This is a genomic window from Methylobacterium sp. UNC378MF, from assembly GCF_900103195.1.
GTDB lineage: Bacteria > Pseudomonadota > Alphaproteobacteria > Rhizobiales > Beijerinckiaceae > Methylobacterium.
Genome location: NZ_FMWU01000004.1, coordinates 200163 through 224203, shown reverse-complemented (window position 1 = coordinate 224203; position 24041 = coordinate 200163). Strand labels below are relative to the sequence as shown.

At 69.8% G+C, this 24041-nt stretch carries 26 protein-coding genes; 4 read left to right on the top strand and 22 right to left on the bottom strand.

Going from position 1 to position 24041, the window contains the following annotated elements:
• Positions 1-97: 97 nt before the first annotated feature.
• The gene (locus tag BLT59_RS31185) at positions 98-238 is read right to left on the bottom strand and encodes a hypothetical protein (protein ID WP_173009192.1); all 141 of its coding nucleotides are present in this window, start codon (positions 236-238) and stop codon (positions 98-100) included.
• A gap of 173 nt (positions 239-411) precedes the next feature.
• Between BLT59_RS31185 and BLT59_RS06200 the strand changes: the two genes are divergently transcribed.
• Together BLT59_RS06200 and ruvX are read left to right on the top strand one after the other, a co-directional pair.
• Positions 412-981: an SMI1/KNR4 family protein gene (locus BLT59_RS06200; RefSeq protein WP_091777543.1), complete on the top strand. Its 570-nt coding sequence runs from the start codon at positions 412-414 to the stop codon at positions 979-981.
• Positions 978-1484, top strand: coding sequence for a Holliday junction resolvase RuvX (ruvX, locus tag BLT59_RS06195; protein ID WP_091777541.1), 507 nt, complete (start codon positions 978-980; stop codon positions 1482-1484). Before BLT59_RS06200 ends, ruvX begins: the two co-directional genes overlap by 4 nt.
• Here ruvX and dprA read toward each other — a convergent pair.
• From dprA to BLT59_RS06090, 21 genes are all read right to left on the bottom strand, one after another.
• Positions 1474-2685 carry a DNA-processing protein DprA gene (gene dprA / locus BLT59_RS06190; RefSeq protein ID WP_091777539.1) on the bottom strand — a complete coding sequence of 404 codons (1212 nt, stop codon included), beginning with the start codon at positions 2683-2685 and terminating at the stop codon, positions 1474-1476. The genes ruvX and dprA overlap by 11 nt on opposite strands.
• A gap of 36 nt (positions 2686-2721) precedes the next feature.
• On the bottom strand, positions 2722-3324 hold the full coding sequence (plsY, locus tag BLT59_RS06185) for a glycerol-3-phosphate 1-O-acyltransferase PlsY (RefSeq protein ID WP_244513878.1): 603 nt from the start codon (positions 3322-3324) through the stop codon (positions 2722-2724).
• A complete protein-coding gene (locus BLT59_RS06180; protein ID WP_091777535.1) occupies positions 3324-4628 on the bottom strand; it encodes a dihydroorotase in 1305 nt (434 codons plus the stop codon). The genes plsY and BLT59_RS06180 overlap by 1 nt, the downstream gene beginning before the upstream one ends.
• The gene (gene hisF, locus BLT59_RS06175; RefSeq protein ID WP_091777533.1) at positions 4625-5428 is read right to left on the bottom strand and encodes an imidazole glycerol phosphate synthase subunit HisF; all 804 of its coding nucleotides are present in this window, start codon (positions 5426-5428) and stop codon (positions 4625-4627) included. Before hisF ends, BLT59_RS06180 begins: the two co-directional genes overlap by 4 nt.
• Before the next feature lie 32 nt (positions 5429-5460).
• Positions 5461-6204: a 1-(5-phosphoribosyl)-5-[(5-phosphoribosylamino)methylideneamino]imidazole-4-carboxamide isomerase gene (gene hisA, locus BLT59_RS06170; RefSeq protein WP_091777531.1), complete on the bottom strand. Its 744-nt coding sequence runs from the start codon at positions 6202-6204 to the stop codon at positions 5461-5463.
• Positions 6205-6241: 37 nt separating this feature from the next.
• Complete coding sequence (gene hisH, locus BLT59_RS06165) at positions 6242-6901, bottom strand: imidazole glycerol phosphate synthase subunit HisH (protein ID WP_091777529.1); 660 nt, start codon at positions 6899-6901, stop codon at positions 6242-6244.
• 19 nt (positions 6902-6920) lie between these two features.
• On the bottom strand, positions 6921-7406 hold the full coding sequence (locus tag BLT59_RS06160) for a DUF2628 domain-containing protein (protein WP_091777527.1): 486 nt from the start codon (positions 7404-7406) through the stop codon (positions 6921-6923).
• Between the two features lie 67 nt (positions 7407-7473).
• Complete coding sequence (hisB, locus tag BLT59_RS06155; protein ID WP_091777525.1) at positions 7474-8061, bottom strand: imidazoleglycerol-phosphate dehydratase HisB; 588 nt, start codon at positions 8059-8061, stop codon at positions 7474-7476.
• An 84-nt stretch (positions 8062-8145) separates the two neighbouring features.
• Positions 8146-9021 (bottom strand): S-methyl-5'-thioadenosine phosphorylase, encoded by an 876-nt coding sequence (locus tag BLT59_RS06150; RefSeq protein WP_091777523.1) that lies wholly within the window; start codon positions 9019-9021, stop codon positions 8146-8148.
• A 299-nt stretch (positions 9022-9320) separates the two neighbouring features.
• On the bottom strand, positions 9321-10232 hold the full coding sequence (locus BLT59_RS06145) for a cytochrome c1 (protein ID WP_091777521.1): 912 nt from the start codon (positions 10230-10232) through the stop codon (positions 9321-9323).
• A gap of 18 nt (positions 10233-10250) precedes the next feature.
• Complete coding sequence (locus tag BLT59_RS06140) at positions 10251-11537, bottom strand: cytochrome b (protein WP_091777520.1); 1287 nt, start codon at positions 11535-11537, stop codon at positions 10251-10253.
• A 14-nt stretch (positions 11538-11551) separates the two neighbouring features.
• The gene (petA, locus tag BLT59_RS06135) at positions 11552-12136 is read right to left on the bottom strand and encodes a ubiquinol-cytochrome c reductase iron-sulfur subunit (RefSeq protein ID WP_173009191.1); all 585 of its coding nucleotides are present in this window, start codon (positions 12134-12136) and stop codon (positions 11552-11554) included.
• Positions 12137-12318: 182 nt separating this feature from the next.
• A complete protein-coding gene (locus BLT59_RS06130) occupies positions 12319-14184 on the bottom strand; it encodes an ABC transporter ATP-binding protein (RefSeq protein ID WP_091777517.1) in 1866 nt (621 codons plus the stop codon).
• Positions 14185-14272: 88 nt separating this feature from the next.
• Complete coding sequence (locus BLT59_RS06125) at positions 14273-14857, bottom strand: protease inhibitor Inh/omp19 family protein (RefSeq protein WP_091777515.1); 585 nt, start codon at positions 14855-14857, stop codon at positions 14273-14275.
• Between the two features lie 171 nt (positions 14858-15028).
• A complete protein-coding gene (locus BLT59_RS06120; RefSeq protein ID WP_091777513.1) occupies positions 15029-15853 on the bottom strand; it encodes a succinate dehydrogenase iron-sulfur subunit in 825 nt (274 codons plus the stop codon).
• 85 nt (positions 15854-15938) lie between these two features.
• Complete coding sequence (sdhA, locus tag BLT59_RS06115; protein WP_091777511.1) at positions 15939-17756, bottom strand: succinate dehydrogenase flavoprotein subunit; 1818 nt, start codon at positions 17754-17756, stop codon at positions 15939-15941.
• A gap of 31 nt (positions 17757-17787) precedes the next feature.
• The gene (gene sdhD / locus BLT59_RS06110; protein ID WP_091777509.1) at positions 17788-18207 is read right to left on the bottom strand and encodes a succinate dehydrogenase, hydrophobic membrane anchor protein; all 420 of its coding nucleotides are present in this window, start codon (positions 18205-18207) and stop codon (positions 17788-17790) included.
• Between the two features lie 10 nt (positions 18208-18217).
• Positions 18218-18619, bottom strand: a complete 402-nt coding sequence (gene sdhC / locus BLT59_RS06105) for a succinate dehydrogenase, cytochrome b556 subunit (protein WP_091777507.1) — start codon at positions 18617-18619, stop codon at positions 18218-18220.
• Between the two features lie 129 nt (positions 18620-18748).
• On the bottom strand, positions 18749-20050 hold the full coding sequence (locus tag BLT59_RS06100) for an SLC13 family permease (RefSeq protein WP_091777659.1): 1302 nt from the start codon (positions 20048-20050) through the stop codon (positions 18749-18751).
• 434 nt (positions 20051-20484) lie between these two features.
• The gene (locus tag BLT59_RS31600; RefSeq protein WP_139173970.1) at positions 20485-20790 is read right to left on the bottom strand and encodes a hypothetical protein; all 306 of its coding nucleotides are present in this window, start codon (positions 20788-20790) and stop codon (positions 20485-20487) included.
• A 440-nt stretch (positions 20791-21230) separates the two neighbouring features.
• Complete coding sequence (locus BLT59_RS06090) at positions 21231-22724, bottom strand: AMP nucleosidase (RefSeq protein ID WP_091777505.1); 1494 nt, start codon at positions 22722-22724, stop codon at positions 21231-21233.
• A gap of 113 nt (positions 22725-22837) precedes the next feature.
• Between BLT59_RS06090 and tsaA the strand changes: the two genes are divergently transcribed.
• Entirely contained in the window at positions 22838-23335 is a 498-nt protein-coding gene (gene tsaA, locus BLT59_RS06085) for a tRNA (N6-threonylcarbamoyladenosine(37)-N6)-methyltransferase TrmO (RefSeq protein WP_091777503.1), read from the top strand.
• Entirely contained in the window at positions 23332-24024 is a 693-nt protein-coding gene (locus BLT59_RS06080; protein WP_091777501.1) for an SGNH/GDSL hydrolase family protein, read from the top strand. The genes tsaA and BLT59_RS06080 overlap by 4 nt, the downstream gene beginning before the upstream one ends.
• Positions 24025-24041: the final 17 nt, after the last annotated feature.

The window sequence follows — 24041 nt, the reverse complement described above, 5'->3', positions numbered from 1 at the left end:
GGAGGCGGGCACGCGGCCCGCGCCGGCATCGGGGATCGCCGCTCCGCGCGGAGACACCCGAATGGGGTCGGCGGGCGACAGGGCTCCCGAGGGCCTGTCAGGTGACCACGTGGTGGGGCGTCACCGACATTTCGATGGTGATTCCCTGTTGCCGGACCGGCTGGATCATGGCTTGGGTGAAGCCCGCGATCAGGATCTCGAAGGCGAGGAGCAGCATCCAGCGATGCTTGCGCGGCATCGCCCGCCGGGATCCGGACGGGGCGGAACAGGAGAGCTGGCCGTTCGTCGACAAGGCATGCCCCTAAGAGCGTGGTTTAACGGATCATTAACCTACCTAGACGCGAACGGCTCCGCGCGCACCGGGGGCGATCTGCTGAGGAGCTGAAGCCTGTGGACGGTGGAGCGGGAGCGATGTGGAAGCAGGTTTTCGAGGATCTCGCGCCGGGCTTCGTTCCGGACGCGGCGGTCCTCGACCGGGCGGCCGAGGCGCTGGGCTTTTCCCTGCCGGCCTCCTATCGCGCCTTCTGCGAGACCTGCGGGGTCGGCGTGGCGGCGGGACAGTTCCGCGTCGCGGTGCCGGCGCCGTTCGAAGCCTGCGATCTGGTGAGCCAGGCGGGCCTCATCGCCCACAGCGTCGGCGCGGCCGTCGCGATGCTGGAGGCGGGATCGGAGCCGCACCGCTTCGACGTCGAGGGCGGCGAGGCCAGCGTGGTCGAGCGCGCCTGCTTCTTCGGCGCGGGCGAGGATGGCAGCTTCCTGTTCTGGGACGTCTCCGGGACCGACGGGGAGTACGATATCTGGCTGCTCGCGCCCGACCTGGAAACGGTGCGGTTCGGCGGCGAGAGCCTCGACGATTTCTTCAAGCGGATCACCGGGCCGTCCGCGGCCCTGGTTCTCGGACCGGGCGCGGAGCCCCTGCCCGCCCGGTTCGAGGGCATCACCGAGGCCACCCTGGCGCGCGCCGCACAGGCGAAGTCATGAACTTCGACGCGATCCGGGCCTTTGCGGCCGAATCCCGCGGCGGCGCCCGGCTGATCGGCATCGATCTCGGCACCAAGACGATCGGGCTCGCCCTGTCGGATCTCGGACGGCAGATCGCCACACCTCTGGAAACGATCCGGCGGGTGAAGTTCACCCCCGACGCGCAGCGGCTCGCCGCCCTGTGCCGGCAACATGCGGTCGGCGGCCTGGTGGTCGGGCTGCCGCTCAACATGGATGGCAGCGAGGGGCCGCGGGTGCAGTCAACCCGCGCCTTCATGCGCAACCTCGCGCCGATCTGCCCCCTGCCCCACGTCTTCTTCGACGAGCGCCTGTCGACCGCCGTGGTCACGCGGGCGTTGATCGAGGCCGATGCCTCGCGGGCGCGGCGCGGCGAGCTCGTGGACAAGCTGGCCGCCGCCTACATCCTCCAAGGCTGCCTCGACGTCATGCGCAACCTCGCCGACGCCGACGCGGACACCGACGACGACTTCCTCAACGACTGACCAGGGAGACCGTGCCGCTGCCGTGGCGCTCGATCCGTCCGTCGAGTTCGAGTTCCAGCAGCACGCTCTGCACGATCCGGGCGCCGACGCCGGCAGTCCGCGCCAGCTCGTCGGTGCCGACCGGGCTTGGGCCGAGCAGCGCCACGATCCGGGCCCGGTCATCCTCGGGCTCGGGTGGCGCGTCCGCGCAGGCCGGGCGGTCGAAGAGCGCGGACGCGCGCTGACGCGGTGTCGGGTCGAGGTCCCCGCCGGGCCCGTCGAGTTCGATCTCGTCCCAGAAATCCGGCTGCTCGGCGAGGTCCGGCCGTTCGCGCGCGGGCGCCGCGTCCGCGTCCGGGCCGCGCTCGATGATCGGGCCGAGCACCTCGAGGATGTGGGAGACCTCGGAGACGAGGGCAGCGCCCTGGCGGATCAGGTCGTTCGTGCCCTCGGCGCGCGGGTCGAGGGGCGAACCCGGGACAGCGAAGACCTCCCGATTCTGTTCCAGGGCGTAGCGCGCCGTGATCAGCGACCCGGAGCGGCGGGCGGCTTCGATCACGACGGTCCCGTAGGACAGGCCGGAGATGATGCGGTTGCGGCGGGGGAAGTCGCGCCCACGGGGTTCCCAGCCCATGGGCATCTCGGCGAGGACGGCGCCCCCCTCCCCCAGGATCGCCTCGACCAGGGCGGCATGGCTCGCGGGATAGATCCGGTCCTGACCGCCGGCCATGACGGCGATCGTCCCGGTTTGCAGGCTGGCCCTGTGGGCCCGGGCGTCGATCCCGCGGGCGAGGCCGGAGACCACCGTCAGGCCGGCCTCACCGAGTCCCCGGGCCAGCCGCTCCGTAAAGGCGAGCCCGGCCGTCGAGGCATTGCGCGAGCCGACGAGCGCGGCGGCGGGCCGGTTGAGGATGGGAGCGCCGCGCAGGGCCAGGAGCGGCGGCGCCGCATCGACCTGGGTGAGTAGCCTGGGGTAATCCGCCTCGCCCGTGGCAATCAGCCGACCGCCAAGACGGACGAGCGCCGCGATCTCGTCCTCGGCTTCACTCCGCGTCGGCGGCGTGATCCGTCTCCCCTGGCGGGCGGTGAGGTCCGGCAGGGCATCGAGGGCGGCGGCTGCGCCGCCGAAGCGGTTGATGAGTCTTCGGAAGCTTCGCGGCCCGACGCCCTCGGTTCGGATCAGCCGCAGCCAGTCGAGCCGCTGGGCATCGGTGAGCTGCATCCACCACCCCCAAAGGTCCGCGCCGTCGGCGCGCGCTCAGCCTTTCTGGCCGATGCGCCCCTCGGTGCCGGACGCGAGTCGGCGGATGTTGGGCGCGTGCTTCCACCATAGCAGAAGGCCGAGGAGCAAGAACAGCAACGCTTGCGCCGGAGCTCCGAGTGCCCACAGCGCCAGGGGCGTGGCCGCGGATGCGGCGAGCGCTGCCAGCGACGAGTATTTGAGCGCGAAGGCGAGCCCCAGCCAGATCGCCGCGAAGACTGCGAGGGCGGGCGGGCTGAAGGCGAGGAGCACGCCGATGAACGTCGCAACCCCCTTCCCGCCCTTGAAGCCCAGCCAGATCGGGAAAAGATGGCCCAGGAAGGCGCCGAGCCCGGCGGCCAGCGCCGGGCCTTCGCCCAGCTGGCAGGCGATCAGGACGGCGGCCGTCCCCTTGAGGGCGTCGCCCAGTAGGGTCGCGGCGGCGAGGCCTTTCCGACCGGTCCGCAGCACGTTGGTGGCGCCGATATTACCCGAGCCGATGGCCCGCACGTCGCCGAGGCCTGCGAACTTCGTCAGGATCAGCCCGAACGGGATCGAGCCCAGGGCGTAGCCGAGGGCGAGGCCGCCGAGGGCGGCCGGGGTCGCGAGCTCCGGAAGCATCATGCGGCGGCCGCGAGGTCGTCGACCGCATGGACGATCCGGCCGCCGGCCAGCGTGAGAACCGCCGCGCCCTGGAGGCGCGCCTCGTCGAACGGGGAGTTCTTCGAGCGCGACTTCAGCCGGCGCTTGTCGAGGACGTAGGGCAGATCGGGATCGATCAGGACCAGGTCGGCGGGAGCGCCGACCGCCAGCCGTCCGGCCTCGCGGCCGAGGATCCGTGCCGGATTCACCGTGAGCGCCGCGATGAGCTTGGGCAGCGCCAGGTCGCCGGTATGGACGAGGCGGAGCGAGGCCCCGAGCAGCGTCTCGATGCCCAGTGCCCCGTCCGCCGCCTCGGCGAAGGGCAGGCGCTTGGTCTCGACGTCCTGCGGGTTGTGGTCGGACACGACCACGTCGATAACGCCCTCGTCGAGGGCGCGCACCACCGCCTGCCGGTCGGTCTCGTGACGCAGGGGCGGCGAGAGCCGGCAGAAGGTGCGGTAATGGCCGATGTCGTTCTCGTTGAGGACGAGGTTGTTCACCGAGACGCCGCAGGTGACCGGCAGGCCGTCCTGCTTGGCCCGGCGGACGATGTCCACCGAGTCGGCGCAGGAGATCATCGCCGCGTGGTAGCGGGCGCCGGTCAGCCGCACGAGGCGGATGTCCCGTTCCAGCATCACGGTCTCGGCCTCGCGGGGGATCCCCATCAGCCCGAGGCGCGAGGCGAGTTCGCCCTCGTTCATCACGCCCTCGGCGACGAGGGCGGATTCCTCGACATGCTGCATGATCAGGGCATCGAAATCCCGGGCGTAAGTCAGGGCGCGGCGCAGCACCTGGGCGTTCGCCACCGCCCGGAGCCCGTCCGTAAAGGCGACCGCGCCGGCCTCCTTGAGGAGGCCGAACTCGGTCATCTCCCGGCCGGCGAGCCCCTTGGTGATGGCGGCCGCCGGCAGGACGTTGACGCTCGCCGTGTCGCGGGCGCGGCGGAGCACGAAGTCGACGATGGCCGGCTCGTCGATCACCGGGTTGGTGTCGGGCATGCAGACGAGCGTCGTGACGCCGCCCGCGGCCGCCGCGGCGCTCGCCGAGGCCAGGGTCTCGCGGTGCTCGGCCCCCGGCTCGCCCACGAAGGCGCGCATATCGATCAGCCCGGGGGTCAGGACGCGGCCGGCGCAGTCGATGTGCTTCGCGTCGGCCGGGGCGCCCGGCGCTGCACCGGCGGCGATGTCGGCGATGCGGCCGTCCCGCACCAGCACCGCGCCGGCGGTCTCGCGGCCGGTCGCGGGATCGAGGAGGTTGGCGTTCGCCAGAAGGTAGCTGCTCACAGGGGCGCCCTCGCGGAAGAGGCCGGGCCGTCGAGGCGCATGGCGAGGCCCGCCGCCGCCATGTGCGCCTTCGCCTCGGCGACGCTTGCCTGCCCGAAATGGAAGATGGAGGCCGCCAGCACGGCGCTGGCGCCGCCCTCGGCCACGCCGGCCACGAGGTCGTCGAGACCGCCGACGCCGCCCGAGGCGATCACCGGCACGGTGACGGCGTCGCTGATCGCCCGCGTCAGGGCGAGGTCGTAGCCGGAGCGGGTCCCGTCCTTGTCCATGGAGGTGACGAGCAGCTCGCCGGCGCCCTTTCCGGCCACCAGCCGCGCGAAGGCCACGGCGTCGATCCCCGTCGGGTCGCGGCCGCCATGGGTGAAGATCTCCCAGGCGGCAGGCGCGCCGGGGGGCGAGACGCGCTTGGCATCGATCGCCACAACGATGCACTGGGCGCCGAACTTCTCGGCAGCGCGGGCGACGAGGTCGGGATCCTTCACGGCCGCGGTGTTGATCGCGACCTTGTCGGCGCCCGCGAGCAGCAGGGCGCGCACGTCCTCGACGGTACGGACGCCGCCGCCGACGGTGAGCGGCATGAAGCAGGCCTCGGCGGTCCGGCTGACGATGTCGAGCAGCGTGCCGCGGGCCTCGCGGCTCGCGGTGATGTCGAGGAAGCACAGCTCGTCGGCGCCGGCCGCGTCGTAAACCTTGGCGGCCTCGACGGGGTCGCCGGCGTCGCGCAGGCCCTCGAAGCGCACGCCCTTCACGACGCGCCCGTCCTTCACGTCGAGGCAGGGGATGATGCGGATCTTCAGCACGGGCGGCGTCTCATGTCGCGAGCCTCTGGATATCACGCCGCCGGGCCGCGCGCCGCAGCGATCGCGGTCAGCGCCGCCTCCGGATCGATGCGGCCGTCGTAGAGCGCCCGCCCCGTGATCGCGCCGGCGATCAGGGCGCAATCCGGCTGCAGCAGGCGGTGCACGTCGTCGATCGAGGCGAGGCCGCCCGACGCGATCACCGGGATGCGCACGGCCTGGGCGAGCGCCAGGGTCATCTCGACGTTGAGGCCCTTCAGGATCCCGTCCCGGGCGATGTCGGTGTAGATGATCGCCGCGACACCGGCGTCCTCGAAGCGCCGCCCCAGCTCCTCCGCGGTCATGCTGGAGGTCTGGGCCCAGCCCTCGACCGCGACGCGGCCGTCCTTGGCGTCGATTCCGACCGCGATCTTCCCGGGATACTTGCGGGCGGCCTCCCGCACGAATCCGGGATCGCGCACCGCAGCGGTGCCGATGATCGCCCGGGCGACGCCCTTGCTCAGCCAGCCCTCCAGAGTCTTCATCTCGCGGATGCCGCCGCCGAGCTGGACCGGGATCGTCACCCGCGCGAGGATCGCGTCGACGGCCTCCGCGTTTCGCGGCGCGCCCGCGAAGGCGCCGTCGAGATCGACCACGTGGAGCCAGGAGAAGCCCTGCGCCTCGAAGATCGCGGCCTGCGCGGCCGGGTCGTCGCCGAAGACCTTGGCCTGCGCCATGTCCCCCTGGATGAGGCGGACGCACCGCCCCTCTTTCAGGTCGATCGCCGGGTACAGGATCACGGGCGCTTCCGTCCTTCTTGCCTGGGCCGAACGGCGCTCACGGGCGCCAGTTCAGGAAGTTGGCGATGAGCGCGAGGCCCAGCCGCTGGCTCTTTTCGGGGTGGAACTGCGTGCCGGCGACGTTGTCGCGGGCGACGAGAGCGGTGACCGGGCCGCCGTACTCGGCGCGCGCCACCACGTCGTCAGGGCGCTCCGCATCCAGCGCGTAGCTATGGACGAAGTATGCGTGCAGCCCGTCTTCGCCGGTGGGAATGCCGGCGAGCAGCGCGTGGTCGCGCTCGGTCCGCAGGGTGTTCCAGCCCATATGGGGGACCTTGAGGGCCGGGTCCGACGGCCGGATCGGGCCGACATCACCGGGGATCCAGCCGAGCCCGGGCGTGGTCGTGTATTCGAGGCCACGGCTGGCCAGGAGCTGCATCCCCACGCAGATCCCGAGGAACGGCCGGCCGGCCCCGTGCGCGACCTGCGTCATCGCCTCGACCATGCCGGGGACGGCGTCGAGCCCGCGGCGGCAATCCGCGAAGGCGCCGACACCGGGCAGGACGACACGGTCGGCGGAGGCCACGACGTCCGGGTCCGAGGTCAGGCGGATCCGGGCATCGGAACCGCCCTCGCGGGCGGCGCGCTCGAAAGCCTTGGCGGCGGAGTGGAGGTTGCCCGACCCGTAATCGATGATCGCAACGGTCTCGGTGCTCATGCGCGTCTCGCCCGGGAACTCACCGGGCGCCTTCCTGGGCGGGGAACAGCCCGATCACCGGCTCGGTCCGCCGGCTGGGGCCGCTCGGGAACGGGGCCCGCGGCGCGGTCGGGCTCGCCTCGAGCCAGCGATTCAGGGCCCGGGCCTCGGCCTCCTCGTGCGTCGCGGCGATCACGGCGTCGCGCGCCGGCCAGCCGCGCCGCGCCAGGGTCCATCGGCGCAGGCTCGAGGCTTCGAGGCCGATCAGCCAGGCGGCCAGCAGGGTAGCGATCAGCGCGGAACGGGCCGAAAGCCCGAGCGCGATACCGGCCACGGCCAACGCCGCAAGGCCGACGAGCACGAGCAGGGCGGCGACCCAGAGACGGTGAAACAGGAACCACAGCACCGTGAAGGCGAAGGCCGGCCAGGAGAAGCCGTCCCGAACGAGCAGAGCCCGGTCGAGCCCGATCGACTCGCCGGGCCGTGCGTCGGCCGGCAGGTGGAGCGTGTAGCTGCGCATCCGCATCGCGAAACTCCGAGAGCGTGCGCCGCGACGGCCGCGTGGCCGATCGGGGCGCCCGATGACAACAGGTCTACAGGGAGCCCTTGGTGGAGGGAACGCGCCCCTCCTCCCGCGGATCGATCGCCACGGCCTTCCGCAAGGCCCGGGCCAGCCCCTTGTAGCAGCTCTCCGCGATGTGGTGCGCGTTGTCGCCGTAGAGGGTCTCCACGTGGAGGGTCAGGCCGGCATTCATCGCGAAGGCCTGGAACCACTCGCGCACGAGCTCGGTGTCGAAATTTCCGATCTTCTCCACCCGGAACGCGGTGCGGAATACGAGGAAGGGACGGCCCGAGATGTCGACGCAGACCCGGGTCAGCGCCTCGTCCATCGGAAGGTGGATGTCCGCGTAGCGCGTGACGCCGCGCTTGTCGCCGAGCGCCTTCGCGAAGGCCTGGCCGAGGGCGATGCCGCAATCCTCGGCCGAGTGGTGCTGGTCGATGTGCAGGTCGCCGTCGACCTTCACGTCCAGATCGAACAGGGCGTGCCGCGCCAGCAGGTCCAGCATGTGGTCGAGGAAGCCGATGCCGGTGGCGATGTTCGACCGCCCGGTTCCGTCGAGGGAAACGGTGACCGCGATATCGGTTTCCGCGGTCTTCCGGCTGATGGAGGCGCTGCGCATTTCGGTCTGGACTTCGCGTCGGGGGCGGCTTCGGCCGCCCGCGCCTTCTAGAGGGACTCGCCGCGGATTGGAAAGGGCGGGCGGCTACCCGTTGAGGACCCGCCCCGCCACGGCGTCGAGCTTGGCGAGCAAAGCCGGATCCCGGACGGCGGGGGCGGTCATGATCGCGCCGTCGAGCGCCCGGTGCGAGCCCGCCGGGCAAGCCTCGCGTTCGGCCGGGAAGTCGCGGGCGAGACGGGCGACGAGCCGCGCCGCCTTGTCGGCATTGGCCCGGGCGACCGCGATCACCGCGGCGACGTCCACGGCATCGTGGCCAGGGTGCCAGCAATCGTAGTCGGTCACCATCGCGATGGTCGCGTAGGTGATCTCCGCCTCGCGGGCGAGCTTGGCCTCGGGCATGTTGGTCATGCCGATCACGTCGAAGCCCTGGGCCTTGTAGGCCCGGGACTCGGCGAGCGACGAGAATTGCGGCCCCTCCATGCAGACATAGGTGCCGCCGCGATGGACCGCGATGTTCTCGGCCTTCGCGGCCTGAGCGATCCGCGCCTGCAGGCCGGGGCCCACCGGATGGGCGAGTGAGACGTGGGCGACGCAGCCGTCGCCGAAGAACGAGGTGGCGCGCCCTTGGGTGCGGTCGACGAACTGATCGACCAGCACGAACAGGCCCGGGGGCAGATCCTCGCGGAACGAGCCGCAGGCCGACAGGGCGACGAGATCGGTGACGCCGGCCCGCTTCAGGGCATCGATATTGGCGCGGTAGTTGATGCCCGACGGTGAGAGCCGGTGTCCCCGCCCGTGCCGGGCCAGGAACACGACCTTGGTGTCGCCGATCCGCCCGATCCGCAGGGCGTCCGAGGGCTCGCCCCAGGGCGACGCCACGCGCTCCTCGCGCACGTCCTCGAGCCCCGGCAGGTCGTAGACGCCGGAGCCACCCATGACACCCAGTACCGCTGCGCTCATGCCGGAATCCCTCAACACGCGGCGCCTCGGCAGCGCGGCCTATCCCACCCGGCACCTCATCCTGAGGTGCCGGAGCAATGCGGAGGCCTCGAAGGAGACCTCCAGAAGCCGCTTTGATCCCTGGAGCCCTCCTTCGAGGCCCGCTGACACGGTCACCTCAGGATGAGGTGGTGCAGGGGACGGGCGGTGTCGGAAGGAGGACCGTCGCGGCGGGCGAGCGGTAGCATGGAGAGCCGACCAAAAAAAAGATGGACCTCCCGAGGGAGGCCCATCCGAACAGCGAAACGGTCTGCCCCGCCTCAGTAGGTCTTGTGCAGCTCCGGCTGGAGGCCATGGACCTCGCCGCCGACATCGGCCCAGACCTTCTTCTTCACGTAGTAGAGCAGCCCCGACAGGATGATCAGGAACAGGATCACCCGGAAGCCCAGGGCCTTGCGGTCCATCATGTGCGGCTCGGCTGCCCACATCAGGAAGGCCGAGACATCCTTGCCGTACTGGTCGACCGTCTCGGGGACGACCGGCTGGCCCTGATCGTTCTTCGGGTAGGAGACCTGCCCGTCGGTGATCGGCGGCGGCATCGCGATGATGTGGCCGGGATAGTACTTGTTGTAGTGGCCGCCCTCCGGCACCGCGAAATCCTTCGGCGCCTCCTCGTAGCCGTTGAGCAGCGCGTGGATGTAGTCGGGCCCGTGCTCCGAGTAGCCGACGAAGGGCAGCCAGTCGGTCAGGAAGTAGAGCGAGCCGCGGGAGAAGGTCCGCGCCTTGGCGATCACCGAGAAGTCCGGCGGCGCCTTGCCGCCGTTGGCCGCGGCCGCCGCCTGATCGTTCGGGAAGGGCGGCGGGAAGGTGTCGGCCGGCCGGCCGGGCCGCTCGAACATGTCGCCGGAATCGTTCGGCCCATCCTTCACCTGATAGGTCGCGGCCAGCGCCTTGACCTGCGCGGCCGAGAAGTCCGGACCGCCCTCCTGCGCGAGGTTGCGGAAGGAGACCAGCTTCATCGAGTGGCAGGCGGAGCAGACCTCCTTGTAGACTTGGAAGCCGCGCTGAAGCTGCGCGGTGTCGAAGCGGCCGAACACGCCGGCGAAGCTCCAGTTCACGCGGGCCGGGATCGGCCCGCCATGCCCTTCCTGGGCAGAGACCGGCACGGCGCCGATCAGCAGGGCCGCCAGGGCGGCCGCGGCGGTCGTCGAGAGGACGCGCGTCATCTTCATGGTCCTGTCGTCAGCCCGTCAGCCTTTGGTGGTCGGAGCGGCGGCGGCGCCGGCCGGCATGCCGGACCCGCTCACCTGCTTGCCCGGCCCGGTCACGCTCTCGAGGATCGAGCCCGGCAGCTTCTTCGGCGTCTCGAACAGGCCGCAGAGCGGCATGACGATCAGGAAGTGCGCGAAGTAGTAGGCGGTGCAGACCTGCGCGGCGAGCACGTAGCCGCCCTCCGGGGGCTGCGAGCCGAGCCAGCCGAGCAGCAGCGTGGCGCCGACGAAGACCCAGAAGAACTGGCGGTACAGCGGCCGGTAGTTGCACGAGCGGATCCGCGACGTGTCGAGCCACGGCGCGAAGGCCAGGATGATCACGGCCGAAAACATCAGGATAACGCCGCCGAGCTTGCTCGGGACCGCACGCAGGATCGCGTAGAACGGCAGGAAGTACCATTCCGGGACGATGTGCGCGGGCGTCACCGCCGGGTTCGCCTGGATATAGTTGTCGGCGTGGCCGAGATAGTTCGGCTGGTAGAACAGGAACCAGGAGAACAGGATCATGAACACGCAGACCGCGAACACATCCTTGATCGTCGCGTAGGGCGTGAACGGCACCGCGTCCTTGCCCGACTTGATGGGGATGCCCACCGGGTTGTTCTGGCCGGTGACATGCAGCGCCCAGACGTGCAGCACGACCACGCCGGCGATCATCCACGGCAGCAGGTAGTGCAGCGAGAAGAAGCGGTTCACCGTCGGGTTGCCGACCGAGTAACCACCCCAGAGCAGGGTCTGGATCGTGTCGCCCACCACCGGGATTGCCGCGAGGATGTTGGTGATGACGGTGGCGCCCCAGAAGCTCATCTGGCCCCAGGGCAGCGTGTAGCCGAGGAAGGCCGTGGCCATCATCAGCAGGTAGATGACGACGCCGAGGATGTAGAGCACCTCACGCGGGGCCTTGTAGGACCCGTAATAGAGGTTGCGGAACATGTGCAGGTACACGGCGACGAAGAACATCGACGCGCCGTTGGCGTGCGCGTAGCGCAGCAGCCATCCGTAATTCACGTCGCGCATGATCTTCTCGACGGAGTTGAAGGCACCCGTCGCGGAGGGCTCGTAGTGCATCGCCAGCCAGACGCCGGTGACGATCTGGATGCCCAGGAATGCGATCAGGATCGCCCCGAAGGTCCAGAAATAATTGAGGTTGCGGGGGACCGGGAAGGCCACGAACGAGGAATGCATCAGCCCGACGATGGGCAGGCGCGCCTCGAACCATTTGGCTACCCGGCTCTTGGGGACGTAGGTGCTGGCCGTTCCGCTCATGCTTCCGTCCTCCCTCAGGCCGCTTCCTTGCCACCCTCGCCGATCCGGATCTTGGTATCCGTCTCGAAGGCGTAGGGCGGGATTGGCAGGTTGATCGGCGCCGGTCCGTGGCGCACGCGGCCCACCGCGTCGAATTGCGAGCCGTGGCACGGGCAGGCCCAGCCCTCGAAATTGCCCTGGTGACCGATCGGCACGCAGCCGAGATGCGTGCAGTTGCCGTAAACCACGAGCCACTGGTCGTGGCCGCTCTTGACCCGGGTCGGGAAGGCGGCCGGATCGATCATCGCCGAGAGCGGGACCGCCTGCATGTCACCGACCTCTTTGGCGGTGAGCTTGCGTACGAAGATCAGCTTGCCGCGCCAGAAGACGTTGACGATCTGCCCGTCCTGGATCGGGGAGAGATCGACCTCGATCGGTGCGCCGGCCGCGATCGTGTCGGCATCCGGCGCCATGGAGGAGATCAGCGGCCAGGCTGCGGCCGCGGCCCCGACCGCGAGTCCCGCGCCGGTCGCCAAGAACAGGAAGTCGCGGCGGCTGCCCTCATGCCCAGGGGCCGCGGGAGCGGCGGCTGATGTATTCGCCAAGGTTCGGAACTCCATGCGTCGGCGTCAGGGCCGCAGGTGCCCTCGTTCCGGCTCGATCCGGGAACAAAGCATTATGGTTCTAATCTGAGCAATGAGACCGTCTGCCGCCCCTGAGTCAAGCGGCTGTGTGCGGCGCGGCGATAAGGTCGAGCCTCGATCGTCGCGGTATGTTGCCGGCAATCGCGCCGCTCCGCCGCTCAGGCGACCGCGCTGTCGTACCGAGCCGTCCCGTCGTCCAGGAATCCGCCCGACTGGCGCGACCAGAGGCCGGCGTAGACGCCGCCGGCTGCCACCAGCTCGGCATGCGTCCCCTCCTCGATGATCCGGCCGCGGTCGATCACGACCAGCCGGTCGAGGGCCGCGATGGTCGACAGGCGGTGCGCGATCGCCAGAACGGTCTTCCCGGCCATCAGCGTGTCGAGCGATTCTTGGATCGCCGCCTCGACCTGGCTGTCCAAGGCCGAAGTCGCCTCGTCGAGAATCAGGATCGGCGCGTCCTTCAGCATGACCCGGGCGATCGCGATGCGCTGACGCTGCCCGCCGGACAGCTTGACGCCGCGCTCGCCGACCTGGGCGTCGTAGCCGCGCCGCCCCTTGTGGTCGACGAGATCGGCGATGAACGCGTCGGCATGCGCCAGCCGGGCCGCCCGCTCGATCTCGGCCTCGGTGGCGCCGGGGCGGCCATAGGCGATGTTGTCGCGGATGGAGCGGTGCAGCAGCGACGTGTCCTGGCTGACCATCGCGATGGCCTCGCGCAGGGATTGCTGGGTCACCGTCGCGATATCCTGGCCGTCCACCAGGATGCGGCCGCTCTCCACGTCGTAGAGGCGCAGGAGCAGGCCCGCCAGCGTCGATTTGCCGGCGCCGCTGACGCCGACCAGCCCGACCTTCTCGCCCGGGCGGATCGTCAGGGAGAAATCCTCGATGACGGTGGCGTCGCCGCGGCCGTAGTGGAAGCCGACCGCCTCGAACCGGATCTCGCCGCCGGTCACGATCAGAGACTGGGCATCCGGCGCGTCGATCAGGGCGTGCGGCCGCGCCATGGTCTGCATGCTCTCCTGGACCACGCCGACATTCTCGAAGACGCCGCGCACGGTCTGCATGACCCAGCCCGACATGGCGATCAGCCGGAGCACCAGGGCGAGACCCGCCGATGCCTCGCCGGTGGTCATGCCGCCATCGCGCCAGAGGACGAGGCACGCCGCGCCGGTGGCGATCAGGAGCGCGCTGTTGAGGAGACCCAGCAGGCTGGTGGTCAGCGTCACCAGACGGAACTGGTGAAGATAGGCGGCGGTGTGGACCTCAACGGCGTCCTGCACCGCGGCGCGCTCCTCGCGATCGCGCGCGAAGAGCTTCACCGTCAGGATGTTGGTGTAGCTGTCGACGATGCGGCCGATGAGCGTCGAGCGGGTATCGGCGGTCTTGTGGGAGCGGGCGCGAGCCCGGGGCACGAACCACGCGGTCAGGCCCGCATAGGCGGCAATCCAGAGCAGCACCGGAACGGCGAGCCACGGCGAGATCGCGCTGAACAGCCCGACAGCGGTGATCGCGTAGATCGCCACGTAGAGCAGCGTGTCGATGAAGACGACGGCGAGTTCCCGAACCGCCGGGCCCACCTGCACGACCCGGTTGGCGAGCCGTCCCGAGAAGTCGCCCTGAAAATACGAGAGCGCGTGCCCGAGGGTGTAGAGATGAGCCCGCCAGCGGATCTGGCTGGTGGATTGCGGCACGACGAGCTGGTTGGACAGCACCTCGTGGGCCCAGATCGACAGTGGTCGCACCACGGCGATCAGCAGGATTACCAGACCGAGTTCGACCGAATGGTCCGCCAGCACGGTCGCCCGGTCGGCCGAGCCGAGCAGGTCGATGAACCAGCGCATCACGAGGTAGAGCGACGCTTCGACCGTGCCGGCGACGACCGCGATGACGAAGAGCGCCACCAGGGCGGCGCGGATCGGACGCAGGTAGAACCAGGCGAAACCGAGGATCGACCGCGGCGGCATCCGCGCCTCATCGAAGGACGCGAAAGGATCGACGCGGCGCTCAAGCCAATCGAGGAACATGTCTACGGGTGCGTGATGCGGCGGGAGCGCCTCATGTAAGTGCCCCCCGCCGGGTGCCAACCGTGCGGCGTGGTCGCGCCGCGCCGCCTCAGCGGTTCAGGGCCAGCGCGGCCCCGGACTTGGTCAGCGCACCTTCCAGGCCGCCGCCGCCCTGCCGCAGCCGCGCCGCCACCGAGCCGCCCGGCTGGTAGAGGTAGACCTCGCCGTCCCGGAAATCCCAGGCCGAGACCCGGGCCAGATCCTTGTTGGCGCAGCCCGAGGCCGTCGCCCGATAGAGGTCGAGGGCCGGCGTGCTCGAGAGCGTGACCTTGCAATTCGCCCCGGTCGCATCCCGGGCATCCCAGCTTCCGACCACGGCCGATCGGCCGCCCGTGGCGACCGGCGGCGGCGGCGCCGGCGGGGCGACCGGCTCGGCGATCACGGTCGGGCCGGCGGGCGGCACGGCCGCCTGGGCGCCGGGCGGGGGCGGTGCATCGGGGCTCGCCGCCACGCCGGGCGGAGGCGCCAGGGGCGCCGCGGTCACGGTACCCGACGGCATCGCCGGCACGGTGTCCAGCGACGCCTGAGGAGATGGGCCACGGGTCCGCGGCCCGTCCAAGCGACTCGAGGCGCAGGCGCCGAGGCTGGCGCTCAGACAGAGAACGGCGAACGTCGACAGGTTCGAGCGCAGCATCGGTCCACTTCGGGTCAGGCTTCAAGGCGCGAACGCGCTTGAGCCCTGACTCCGTGGCAATTGCGCTGACCGCAAGGCGGCGCAGTCAGCCCGAGACGACTCCGCAGCGGAGAGCCGGCCTTTTCAGCCCGGTGTGGCCCTCAGGCCTCAACACGCGGCACAACTCTGCAATCAGAGCGTGCGCTCAACCATCATCTTCTTGATCTCGGCGATGGCCTTCGCCGGGTTGAGGCTCTTCGGGCAGGTGTTGGCGCAGTTCATGATCGTGTGGCAGCGGTACAGCCGGAACGGGTCGTGCAGCCCGTCGAGGCGGTGGCCGGTGTTCTCGTCGCGGGAATCGATCAGCCAGCGATAGGCCTGGAGCAGGGCTGCCGGCCCGAGGAACTTGTCGCCGTTCCACCAGTAGCTCGGGCACGACGTGGTGCAGCACGCGCACAGGATGCATTCGTACAGCCCGTCGAGGCGGGAGCGGTCCTCCGGCGTCTGGCGCCACTCCTTCTCGGGGGCGGGCGTCTCGGTCTGGAGCCAGGGCTCGATGGCGGCATGCTGGGCGTAGAAATTCGTGAGATCCGGCACGAGGTCCTTGAGGACCGGCATGTGCGGCAGCGGATAGATCCGGATCGCACCGTCCTTGTCCTTTCGGGTCAAGACCGGCAGGGCGTTGTCGGGGCTCTTGCACTCGTCGATGCCCATCGTGCACGCGAGCGCGTTCTGGCCCTCGATGTTCATCGCGCAGGAGCCGCAGATGCCCTCGCGGCAGGAGCGCCGGAAGACCAGCGTCGAATCGACCTTGTTCTTGATCCACAGGAGCGCATCGAGGACCATCGGACCGCAATCCTCGCGATCGACCTGATAGGTGTCGATGCGCGGATTGGCCCCGTCATCCGGGTTCCACCGGTAGATCTTGAAGGTCTGCAGGTTCCTGGCACCCGGAGGGGCCGGCCAGGCCTTGCCCGGCGTGATCTGAGAATTTTTCGGAAGGTTGAACTGAGCCATGGTTCTCGACGGCTTCCGCTAGAGCAGGACGCGGCGGCCGGAGGAGCAAGGCCCCGCCGCCGCAGTCGTTGTGCAGAGTTGCAGATCAGTACACGCGCGCTTTCGGCTCGATGTACTGGATCTCATTGGACATCGTGTAGGTGTGGACCGGGCGGTAATCGATGTTCACCTGGTGCTGGCTCTCGTCGAGCCAGGACAGGGTGTGCTTCATCCAATCCTTGTCGTCGCGGTCCGGGAAGTCCTCGCGGGCGTGGGCGCCACGGGATTCCGTGCGGTTGGCGGCCGATTCCATCGTTACCACCGCCTGGCCGATCAGGTTGTCGAACTCCAGGGTTTCCAGGAGGTCGGTGTTCCAGACCAGCGACCGGTCGGTGATCCTCACGTCGGCTGCGGCATTCCAGACCTTGTGGATAAGGCCCTTGCCCTCTTCGAGGACCTCGCCGGTGCGGAACACGGCGCAGTTGTTCTGCATCGTCTTCTGCATCTCGGCGCGCAGCTCCGCGGTCGGCGTCGAGCCGTTGGCGTAGCGGAACCGGTCGAGGCGCTCGAGCGCCTTGTCGGTCGCGCCCTTCGGCAGTTCCATGGCCCGGCCGTTCGGCTCGACGATCTCGGCGCAGCGCTTGCCGGCGGCGCGACCGAAGACCACGAGGTCGATCAGCGAGTTCGAGCCCAGGCGGTTGGCGCCGTGAACGGAGACGCAGGCCGCCTCGCCGATCGCCATAAGGCCCGGAACCACCGTGTCGGGGTTGCCGTCGCGCAGGGTCAGGACCTCGCCGTGATAGTTCGTGGGGATGCCGCCCATGTTGTAGTGGACGGTTGGAATGACCGGGATCGGCTCCTTGGTCACGTCGACGCCCGCGAAGATCTTCGCGCTCTCCGAGATGCCCGGCAGGCGCTCGTGCAGGATCTTCGGGTCGAGGTGGTCGAGGTGCAGGTAGATGTGGTCCTTGTTCTTGCCGACGCCACGGCCGTCGCGGATCTCCATGGTCATGGAGCGCGAGACCACGTCGCGCGAGGCGAGGTCCTTCGCCGACGGCGCGTAGCGCTCCATGAAGCGCTCGCCCTCGGAATTCGTCAGGTAGCCGCCCTCGCCGCGGGACCCTTCCGTGATCAGGCAGCCGGCGCCGTAGATGCCGGTCGGGTGGAACTGCACGAACTCCATGTCCTGCAGCGGCAGGCCGGCGCGCAGCACCATGGCGTTGCCGTCGCCGGTGCAGGTATGGGCGGAGGTCGCCGAGAAGTAGGCGCGGCCGTAACCGCCGGTGGCCAGGATGGTCATCTGGGCGCGGAAGCGGTGGATCTCGCCGGTGGCCTGATCGAGGGCGATGACGCCGCGGCAGCGGCCCTCGTCATCCATGATCAGGTCGAGGGCGAAATACTCGATGAAGAAGTCGGTCTTGTTCTTCACTGCCTGCCCGTAGAGGGTGTGCAGCATGGCGTGGCCGGTGCGGTCGGCGGCAGCGCAGGTGCGCTGGGCAGTGCCCTTGCCGTAATCGGTGGTCATGCCGCCGAACGGACGCTGATAGATCTTGCCCTCTTCCGTTCGGGAGAAGGGGACGCCCCAGTGCTCCAGCTCGTAGACCGCCGCGGGGGCGTTGCGCACGAGGTACTCGATCGCGTCCTGATCGCCGAGCCAGTCCGACCCCTTCACGGTGTCGTACATGTGCCAGCGCCAATCGTCCGGACCCATGTTGCCGAGCGAAGCCGAGATGCCGCCCTGCGCCGCCACGGTGTGCGAGCGCGTCGGGAACACCTTCGTGATGCAGGCGGTGCGCAGGCCCGCTTCCGAGCAGCCCACTGTGGCGCGCAGGCCTGCGCCGCCCGCGCCGACGATCACCACGTCGAAGGCGTGATCGTGGATGGTGTAGGCAGGCCCGCTGCCGTTGGTGCCGTTGGCGGCCATGTTCGGCTCCTCGAGATACGTGTTGGCGGGGTCAGGCCGGCTGTCCGAAGCCGATGCGCAGGACCGCGTAGAGGCAGGCGACGGCCACGACCACCGCGTAGGCGTTGTTGGCGAACACCGCCGCGATCTTCGTCCCCGGCGCGTGCACGTAGTCCTCGATGATCACCTGCATGCCGAGGCGCATGTGGACCGTCACCGACAGCAGCGCCAGGATCAGGAGGATCGAGACCAGGGGGGTCGCGACGAGGAGCCGCGCCTCCCCGTAGCCGCGGCCCGCCATCTTGGCGATGATCACCACGAAGCTCAGCATCAGCACGACGTTGGCGACGGCGGTGAGCCGCTGCAGCCACCAATGGCCGGCACCGTGATGGGACACGCCGAGGCCGCGCACGCGGGCGCGCGGGGTGCGGATCGAGATGCGCGTGTCCTGCCGGACCTCTTCCTTAGCCATGTCGGCCTCCTCAGCGGACCAGAAGGGCGACCGCCCAGATGACGAGGGTGAGGGCCACCGAGCCGATCAGCGTCAGCCGGGCCATCGAGAGACGCTTCGCCCGGTCGAACCCGAAGCCGGTGTCCCAGATCAGGTGCCGGATGCCGCCAAGCATGTGGTGCATCAGGACCCAGGTATAGACGAAAAGGACCAGCCGCCCGACCAGCGAGCCGAAGAATCCGGCCACGTAAGAGTAGCCGACGGGGCCGGAAGCCAGAGCCACGAGCCAGACTGCCACCAAAGCAGTCCCGCCGTAGAGCGCGGTGCCGGTGATCCGGTGAAACACCGACATCGCCATCGTCCAGGTCCAGCGGTAGATCTGGAGATGGGGCGACATCGGCTGTGCCACAGTCGGGCGGGCGGTGGGTGCCATCGGGTTGAAGCCTCGCAGCTGCGAACTGGACCGTCTCTAATCTGGTAGCGCTAGAACCTGAGCGGGCAACCCGCAATCCGTCATGGTGCGGCGCAATGTGCCGTCTCGGGCGACACTTTGCCGATTCTGTCACCTCAGCTGCCCCAGCAGCCGCCACCACGCATAATCGAGGGGCGCGGCCACCAGGAGCGACAGGAGGCCGAAGCTTACGGTGAGCCGCGTCGCGTCCCGGAGAGCGACGCGCCCGAGTTCGCTGGCGAACACGATCGGGGGCGCCTGATAGGGGAAGAACACGGTCGAGTAGCCGATCACCTGCAAGGAGACGACCGCGAGGGCTGACAGGCCGCTCGCCTCCGTCATCTCGCCGGCCAGGGCGGTGTAGAGGGCCGGAGCGCCGTTGGCGGTGACGAGGAGGGTCAACACCGTCGCGATGCCGGTGAGCACCGCGAAGTTCTGCGTCGGGGCGTCATGCGTCAGGGGCGCGACCGTCAGGAGGAGATGACCGAGGCGCTCGCCTAGGCCCGTCTCATTGACCAGGGCAACCAATCCGAGCAGCGCCGCGATGTAGAAGCATGTCCGCAGGTTCACCTGCTGGAACGCCTCCGGCGGAAGCACTCCGACCCGCGGCAGCAGGCAGATCACCGCGGCGGCGAGGCCGACCCAGGCGGGGGCGAGGCCGTGGAGGCTGTCGGTCATCCAGAGGATCAGGGTGCAGGCCAGGATCACCGCGAGGCGCTTTTCGGGTGCGGAGACCGGCGGCGGCACCGGCAGGATCGGCGCGGTCGGGCCGAGATCGTCCGGGAACATCCGCACGATGAGGGCCACGAGCAAAGCGCCCTTGGCCACGGCCAGGACCGGAGCGTGCAGAACGAAATAGGACAGGTAAGACAGGTGCAGACCGAGCAGGTGTTCTGCCGAGCCGGCCATCACGAGGTTCGGCACGTTGGCGGGCAGGATCGCCGCCGACAGGATCGGCGTGGCCAGACCGACGGCCAGAACCGCCCCTGTCCGTCCCGGACGGCCGGTCGTGAGGCCGAAGGCGTCGCAGAGCGCCAGGGTCACGGGGATCATCAGGGCGATGCGGCCGAGATTCGACGGCATGACGAAGGCGATGAGGAAGCTCAGCGTCACCAGCCCGCCGATGAACCGCCCGTAGGATCCCGACAGGCGCAGGGCGAGCGTCCGCGCCATGCGGGCGCCGAGACCGGTTCGGGTCATCCCCTGGCCCACGACCATGCCGGACAGGACCAGCCAGAAAGCGGAGGACGAGAAGCCCGAGAACACCGTGGCGGCGGAGCCGAGCCGCAGCAGCATTGCGAGACCGAAAAAGGCGAGCGCCGTCACGATCTCGGGCAGCAGCGCGGTCGCCCAGAGGCTCATGCACAGCACGAGCAGCGCTGCCGTTGCCGCAACCAGGCCCACACCGCTCACCGTAATCGTCCCCACACCGCTGCTCGCCGGAAGCGGCATCCTCATCGGATTGGAACGGTTCGCAATTCGGGATTTGTGGAGAGAGCCTTCGTCCCAGGCGAAGCCTGTGGACGCCGCCATCATCGGTCGCGCCAGGCGCGTGGCGATCTGCCTTCCTGTTTCGGACCGAGACCGCCGCTTCGCCCGGGCTCCCGAGGCCGAACAGCGGAGCGCGGGATCGAGACGCGCCGATGCCGCAGGGCCTTGCACCCAGGCCCGCTATGGAGTCCGGGCTCGTCAGCGGCGCCCCGGAACGACGGCCAGGAGCGCCGCGCCGATCCGTCGCTCGCGGCAAAACCTGCGGAGATCATCCGGACCGAAGCACGCGACCAGGAGGGCCGGGCGCGAAGACGTCTCCGAGACGGGGCGCGGGCACCAGTCCCGCGCCGCGCGGCTCAGTAGCCGTAGCCGTAATAGCCGTTGCAGGCGGCCGGGTCATAGGCGCCGTAGCCGTCGGTGTAGGCGCAGTTGTCGTAACCGTAATCCAGGCCGCCCAGACCATAGCCGACCCCCAGCCCGAGCCCGACGCCCGCGAGGCCGTAACCCAGGCCGCGTCCGTAGCCCCGGCCGTAATAGCCGCGGTTGACGGCTCCGCGGCCGACGATGCCCCGGTTCCCGATCCCGCCGTACCGGCCGGCGTTGTTGTACCCCCCCGTCCGCAAGCCGCCGCCCTGCAGCCCGCCGACGCCGGCACCGGTCACGCCGGCAGCGCCGAACCCTGTGCCCCGGAAGCCGCCGCCCAAGCCGCCGGCACGCGCGCCGCCGACTCCCCCATTCTGAAAGGCGCCGCCGCCGAAGCCCCCGTTTCGGAAACCTCCGCCGCCGACGCCGCCGCCGCGGACACCGCCTCCAAAGCCACCGCCATGGAATCCGCCTCCGCCGAATCCGCCGCCGTGGAAGCCACCGCCGCCGAAGCCGCGCGCATCGGCATTGTTCGGAGCGAACGCGACGGCCGCCAGAAGCGCCGTGGAAACAAGTGCTAGACGAGTCATGTGAAAGCTCAGCTTGTTGCGTGGTGTCTTAACCTCCCAACACCGCTCTACGCAGCCGTATCCAAGCTTGAGTATTGTCGCTGGCGTCGCAGTCGGTCGCTGCGGCCGAGACTCACCTCGTTGTTGGCGGATACGGCGCCGGGACCGCCTCACCGGAAAGGCGGCTCGTCGAAGCTGCGGAGCTTGCGCGAATGGAGACCCTGCCGGTCGGCGCGAAGCGCGTCGAGCGCCGCGAGCCCCACCTGAAGGTGCTCCGAGACGGCCCGGTCGTAGAACGCGTTGGCGGCACCCGGCAGCTTGATCTCGCCGTGGAGCGGCTTGTCCGACACGCAGAGGAGCGCGCCGTAAGGCACGCGCAGGCGAAAACCCTGCGCGGCGACGGTGCCGCTCTCCATGTCGACCGCGACCGCGCGGGACTGGTTGATCCGCCGGCGTTCCTGGCTGAAGCGCAGCTCCCAGTTGCGATCGTCGTAGGTCACCACCGTGCCGGTGCGCAGGCGCCGTTTGAGGGCGTCGGCCTGTTCGCCCGTCACCGAGGCGGCGGCGCTCTGGAGGGCGACCTGCACCTCGGCGAGGGCCGGCACCGGCACGTCCGGCGGCACGAGTTCGTCCAGGATCCGGTCGCGGCGGAGATAGGCGTGCGCCAGCACGTAGTCGCCGATGGTCTGCGATTGCCGCAGGCCACCGCAATGGCCGACCATCAGCCAGCAATCGGGGCGCAGCACGGCGAGGTGGTCGGTGATCGTCTTCGCGTTCGAGGGACCGACGCCGATATTGACCAGCGTCGTGCCCTGCTGGGTCCCGCCGGCATCGCGCGCCACCAAGTGGTAGGCCGGCATCTGGTGCCGGTGCCAGGGCGAGGCGGCGATCACAGCCGCAGGATCGGCATCGGCCGCTTCGGCGCGGCTCACGGACACGCCACCCGGCAGGACCAGCCGCTCGAACCCCTCCGCGCCCGAAGCCAGCCGCTCAAGCCCGTGGCGGACGAACTGGTCAACGTAGCGGTGATAGTTGGTGAGCAGGATCCAGGGCTGGACGTCGCGCCAGTCGCAGCCTGTGTAATGGACGAGGCGCCGAAGAGAGTAATCGACTCGCACGGCGTCGAACAGCGCCAGGGGCAGCGGCTCGCCCGTCACCTGATCGAAAGTCCCGTCGGCAATCTCGTCGCCGACGAGCGACAGGAGCGGGACGGGGAAATAGGTGGCGAGATCCGCGCCGTCGACGGCCCGGCCGCGCGCGTCGAGCCCCGCTTCCAGAATATAGGGATAGGGAATTTCCTGTGCGCTGAGCCCGACCTCGATGGCGATCCCGTAATCGGCGATCAGCGGCTCCAGCTGCCGGGTCAGATAGGTCCGGAAGAAGCCCGGATGCGTGACCGTGGTGGCGTAGGTTCCCGCGGCCTGAAGCTTGGCCGTGGCGCGCCGGACCCGCGGCAGGGGCCCGTCCGGACGGTAGCTGATCCGCAGCTCGGGATAGCGGAAGGCGAGCCGCTCGGTGGCGTCCGGCGGCGGCCCTCCGGCAAGGTAGCGCTCCAGCGCGGTCCGCAGGGCGCCGGCCGCACCGTCGTAGAGTTCGACCAGCCGGTCGATGGCGGTTTCGGCATCGGCCACCGCCTGCATCGGCCGCAATTCCCGCTCGATCATGTCGCCTCCGTTCCTGGCGCTGGCTCTACACCCCGCGCCATCCGGGTGCGAGATGCGGGGTTGCGGGCCGCCGACGCTTGGCCGACAAGCCCGCCGGCGCGGAGCGAGGCGGCATGGACGCGGACGAGTTCGGGACCCGGCCCGGTGAAGAACGGGCATCGCTGCCCGCGACCTTCGACGCGGGCCTCCACTTCATCGGCCGACTGAGGACGCCCTGGCAGACGCGATCCGACTGTCCGAAGAACGGCCTGCAGACCGACGCGATCTGCACCGTGGAGGTCCATCCGGCCTACGTCCCCGGGCTGCGCAACGTCACGGGCTGCACGCACCTGATCCTGCTCTACTGGATGGACCGGGCGACCCGCGGCCTCGTGACCCAGCGCCCCCGCCATGCCGACGGCCCGCGCGGCACCTTCTCCCTGCGCTCGCCCGCTCGCCCCAACCCCATCGCCCTGTCGGTGGTGGAGTTGCTCGGCCGCGACGGCGACACGCTGCGCGTGCGCGGGCTCGACTGCCTCGACGGCACCCCGCTCCTCGACATCAAGCCGTATTACGCCTCCACGGACGCGCGGCCCAACGCGCAGGTCGACCGGGCCGGGGCCGAGCCGTGAGGCGCGCTGCCCTTCTGATTGTCGGTGGCCTCGTCCTGCTGGCGATCGGCGGCTTTGCCGGGTGGCGCCTGCATCGGCCGGGCGCAGACGCGCGGGCCTATGCGGAGATGCGCCTGATCGCCGTGCAGGTCAGCCTCGACGAGGCGCCGCCGGATTACGTGTTCTGGGCCGGCGATTCCCAGGTGGAATTGCAGCCCGGCAGCCAACGGCCCTGCGGCCTCGAATTCCTCAACGGCGGGATCAGCGGCGCGACCGCCGGCAGCTACGCGGATTATCTCGCCCGCCTGCGCTTCAAGGTCCCTCCCCGGCTCGCTGTTCTGACGATCGGGACCAACGACATTCTGGTGAAGAACAATCCGCAGCTGCATAAGCCGACGGAGCAATTCGAATCCGCCGCCGAGGCGATCATCAAGCGGCTCCAGAGCATGAGTCCGCGGGTCGTCGTGACCGCCCTTCCCCCGGTCGGACGCGAGATCGGCAAGCTCGTCGATGCGGGCGCGGTGCCGGATTATTCGCAGCGGCTACAGAAACTCTGCGGGCGCCTGGGTTGCGTCTTCGCGGATCCCTTCGTGGCACTGCGCGACGGCGACACCGGCTACGCCAAGCCCGGTGCGCTGCGCGACGGGCTGCATCTCGCGGCGTTCCGGCCGGCCCTGAAGGCGGTCGAGCCGGCGCTCTGCGCACCGTGAAAGGGCTTGATGCGCCG

Excerpts from the sequence above, each read along its gene's own strand:
- BLT59_RS06145 (WP_091777521.1), bottom strand. The coding sequence starts at position 10,232 with ATGAAGATGACGCGCGTCCTCTCGACGACCGCCGCGGCCGCCCTGGCG.
- hisH (WP_091777529.1), bottom strand. The coding sequence starts at position 6,901 with ATGAGCACCGAGACCGTTGCGATCATCGATTACGGGTCGGGCAACCTC.
- tsaA (WP_091777503.1), top strand. The coding sequence starts at position 22,838 with ATGGACGCGGACGAGTTCGGGACCCGGCCCGGTGAAGAACGGGCATCG.
- petA (WP_173009191.1), bottom strand. The coding sequence starts at position 12,136 with ATGGAGTTCCGAACCTTGGCGAATACATCAGCCGCCGCTCCCGCGGCC.
- plsY (WP_244513878.1), bottom strand. The coding sequence starts at position 3,324 with ATGCTTCCGGAGCTCGCGACCCCGGCCGCCCTCGGCGGCCTCGCCCTC.
- sdhC (WP_091777507.1), bottom strand. The coding sequence starts at position 18,619 with ATGGCACCCACCGCCCGCCCGACTGTGGCACAGCCGATGTCGCCCCAT.
- BLT59_RS06160 (WP_091777527.1), bottom strand. The coding sequence starts at position 7,406 with ATGCGGATGCGCAGCTACACGCTCCACCTGCCGGCCGACGCACGGCCC.
- BLT59_RS06120 (WP_091777513.1), bottom strand. The coding sequence starts at position 15,853 with ATGGCTCAGTTCAACCTTCCGAAAAATTCTCAGATCACGCCGGGCAAG.
- BLT59_RS06200 (WP_091777543.1), top strand. The coding sequence starts at position 412 with ATGTGGAAGCAGGTTTTCGAGGATCTCGCGCCGGGCTTCGTTCCGGAC.
- sdhD (WP_091777509.1), bottom strand. The coding sequence starts at position 18,207 with ATGGCTAAGGAAGAGGTCCGGCAGGACACGCGCATCTCGATCCGCACC.
- hisB (WP_091777525.1), bottom strand. The coding sequence starts at position 8,061 with ATGCGCAGCGCCTCCATCAGCCGGAAGACCGCGGAAACCGATATCGCG.
- dprA (WP_091777539.1), bottom strand. The coding sequence starts at position 2,685 with ATGCAGCTCACCGATGCCCAGCGGCTCGACTGGCTGCGGCTGATCCGA.
- BLT59_RS06125 (WP_091777515.1), bottom strand. The coding sequence starts at position 14,857 with ATGCTGCGCTCGAACCTGTCGACGTTCGCCGTTCTCTGTCTGAGCGCC.
- BLT59_RS06150 (WP_091777523.1), bottom strand. The coding sequence starts at position 9,021 with ATGAGCGCAGCGGTACTGGGTGTCATGGGTGGCTCCGGCGTCTACGAC.
- BLT59_RS31185 (WP_173009192.1), bottom strand. The coding sequence starts at position 238 with ATGCCGCGCAAGCATCGCTGGATGCTGCTCCTCGCCTTCGAGATCCTG.
- sdhA (WP_091777511.1), bottom strand. The coding sequence starts at position 17,756 with ATGGCCGCCAACGGCACCAACGGCAGCGGGCCTGCCTACACCATCCAC.
- BLT59_RS06140 (WP_091777520.1), bottom strand. The coding sequence starts at position 11,537 with ATGAGCGGAACGGCCAGCACCTACGTCCCCAAGAGCCGGGTAGCCAAA.
- ruvX (WP_091777541.1), top strand. The coding sequence starts at position 978 with ATGAACTTCGACGCGATCCGGGCCTTTGCGGCCGAATCCCGCGGCGGC.
- BLT59_RS06090 (WP_091777505.1), bottom strand. The coding sequence starts at position 22,724 with ATGATCGAGCGGGAATTGCGGCCGATGCAGGCGGTGGCCGATGCCGAA.
- BLT59_RS06130 (WP_091777517.1), bottom strand. The coding sequence starts at position 14,184 with ATGTTCCTCGATTGGCTTGAGCGCCGCGTCGATCCTTTCGCGTCCTTC.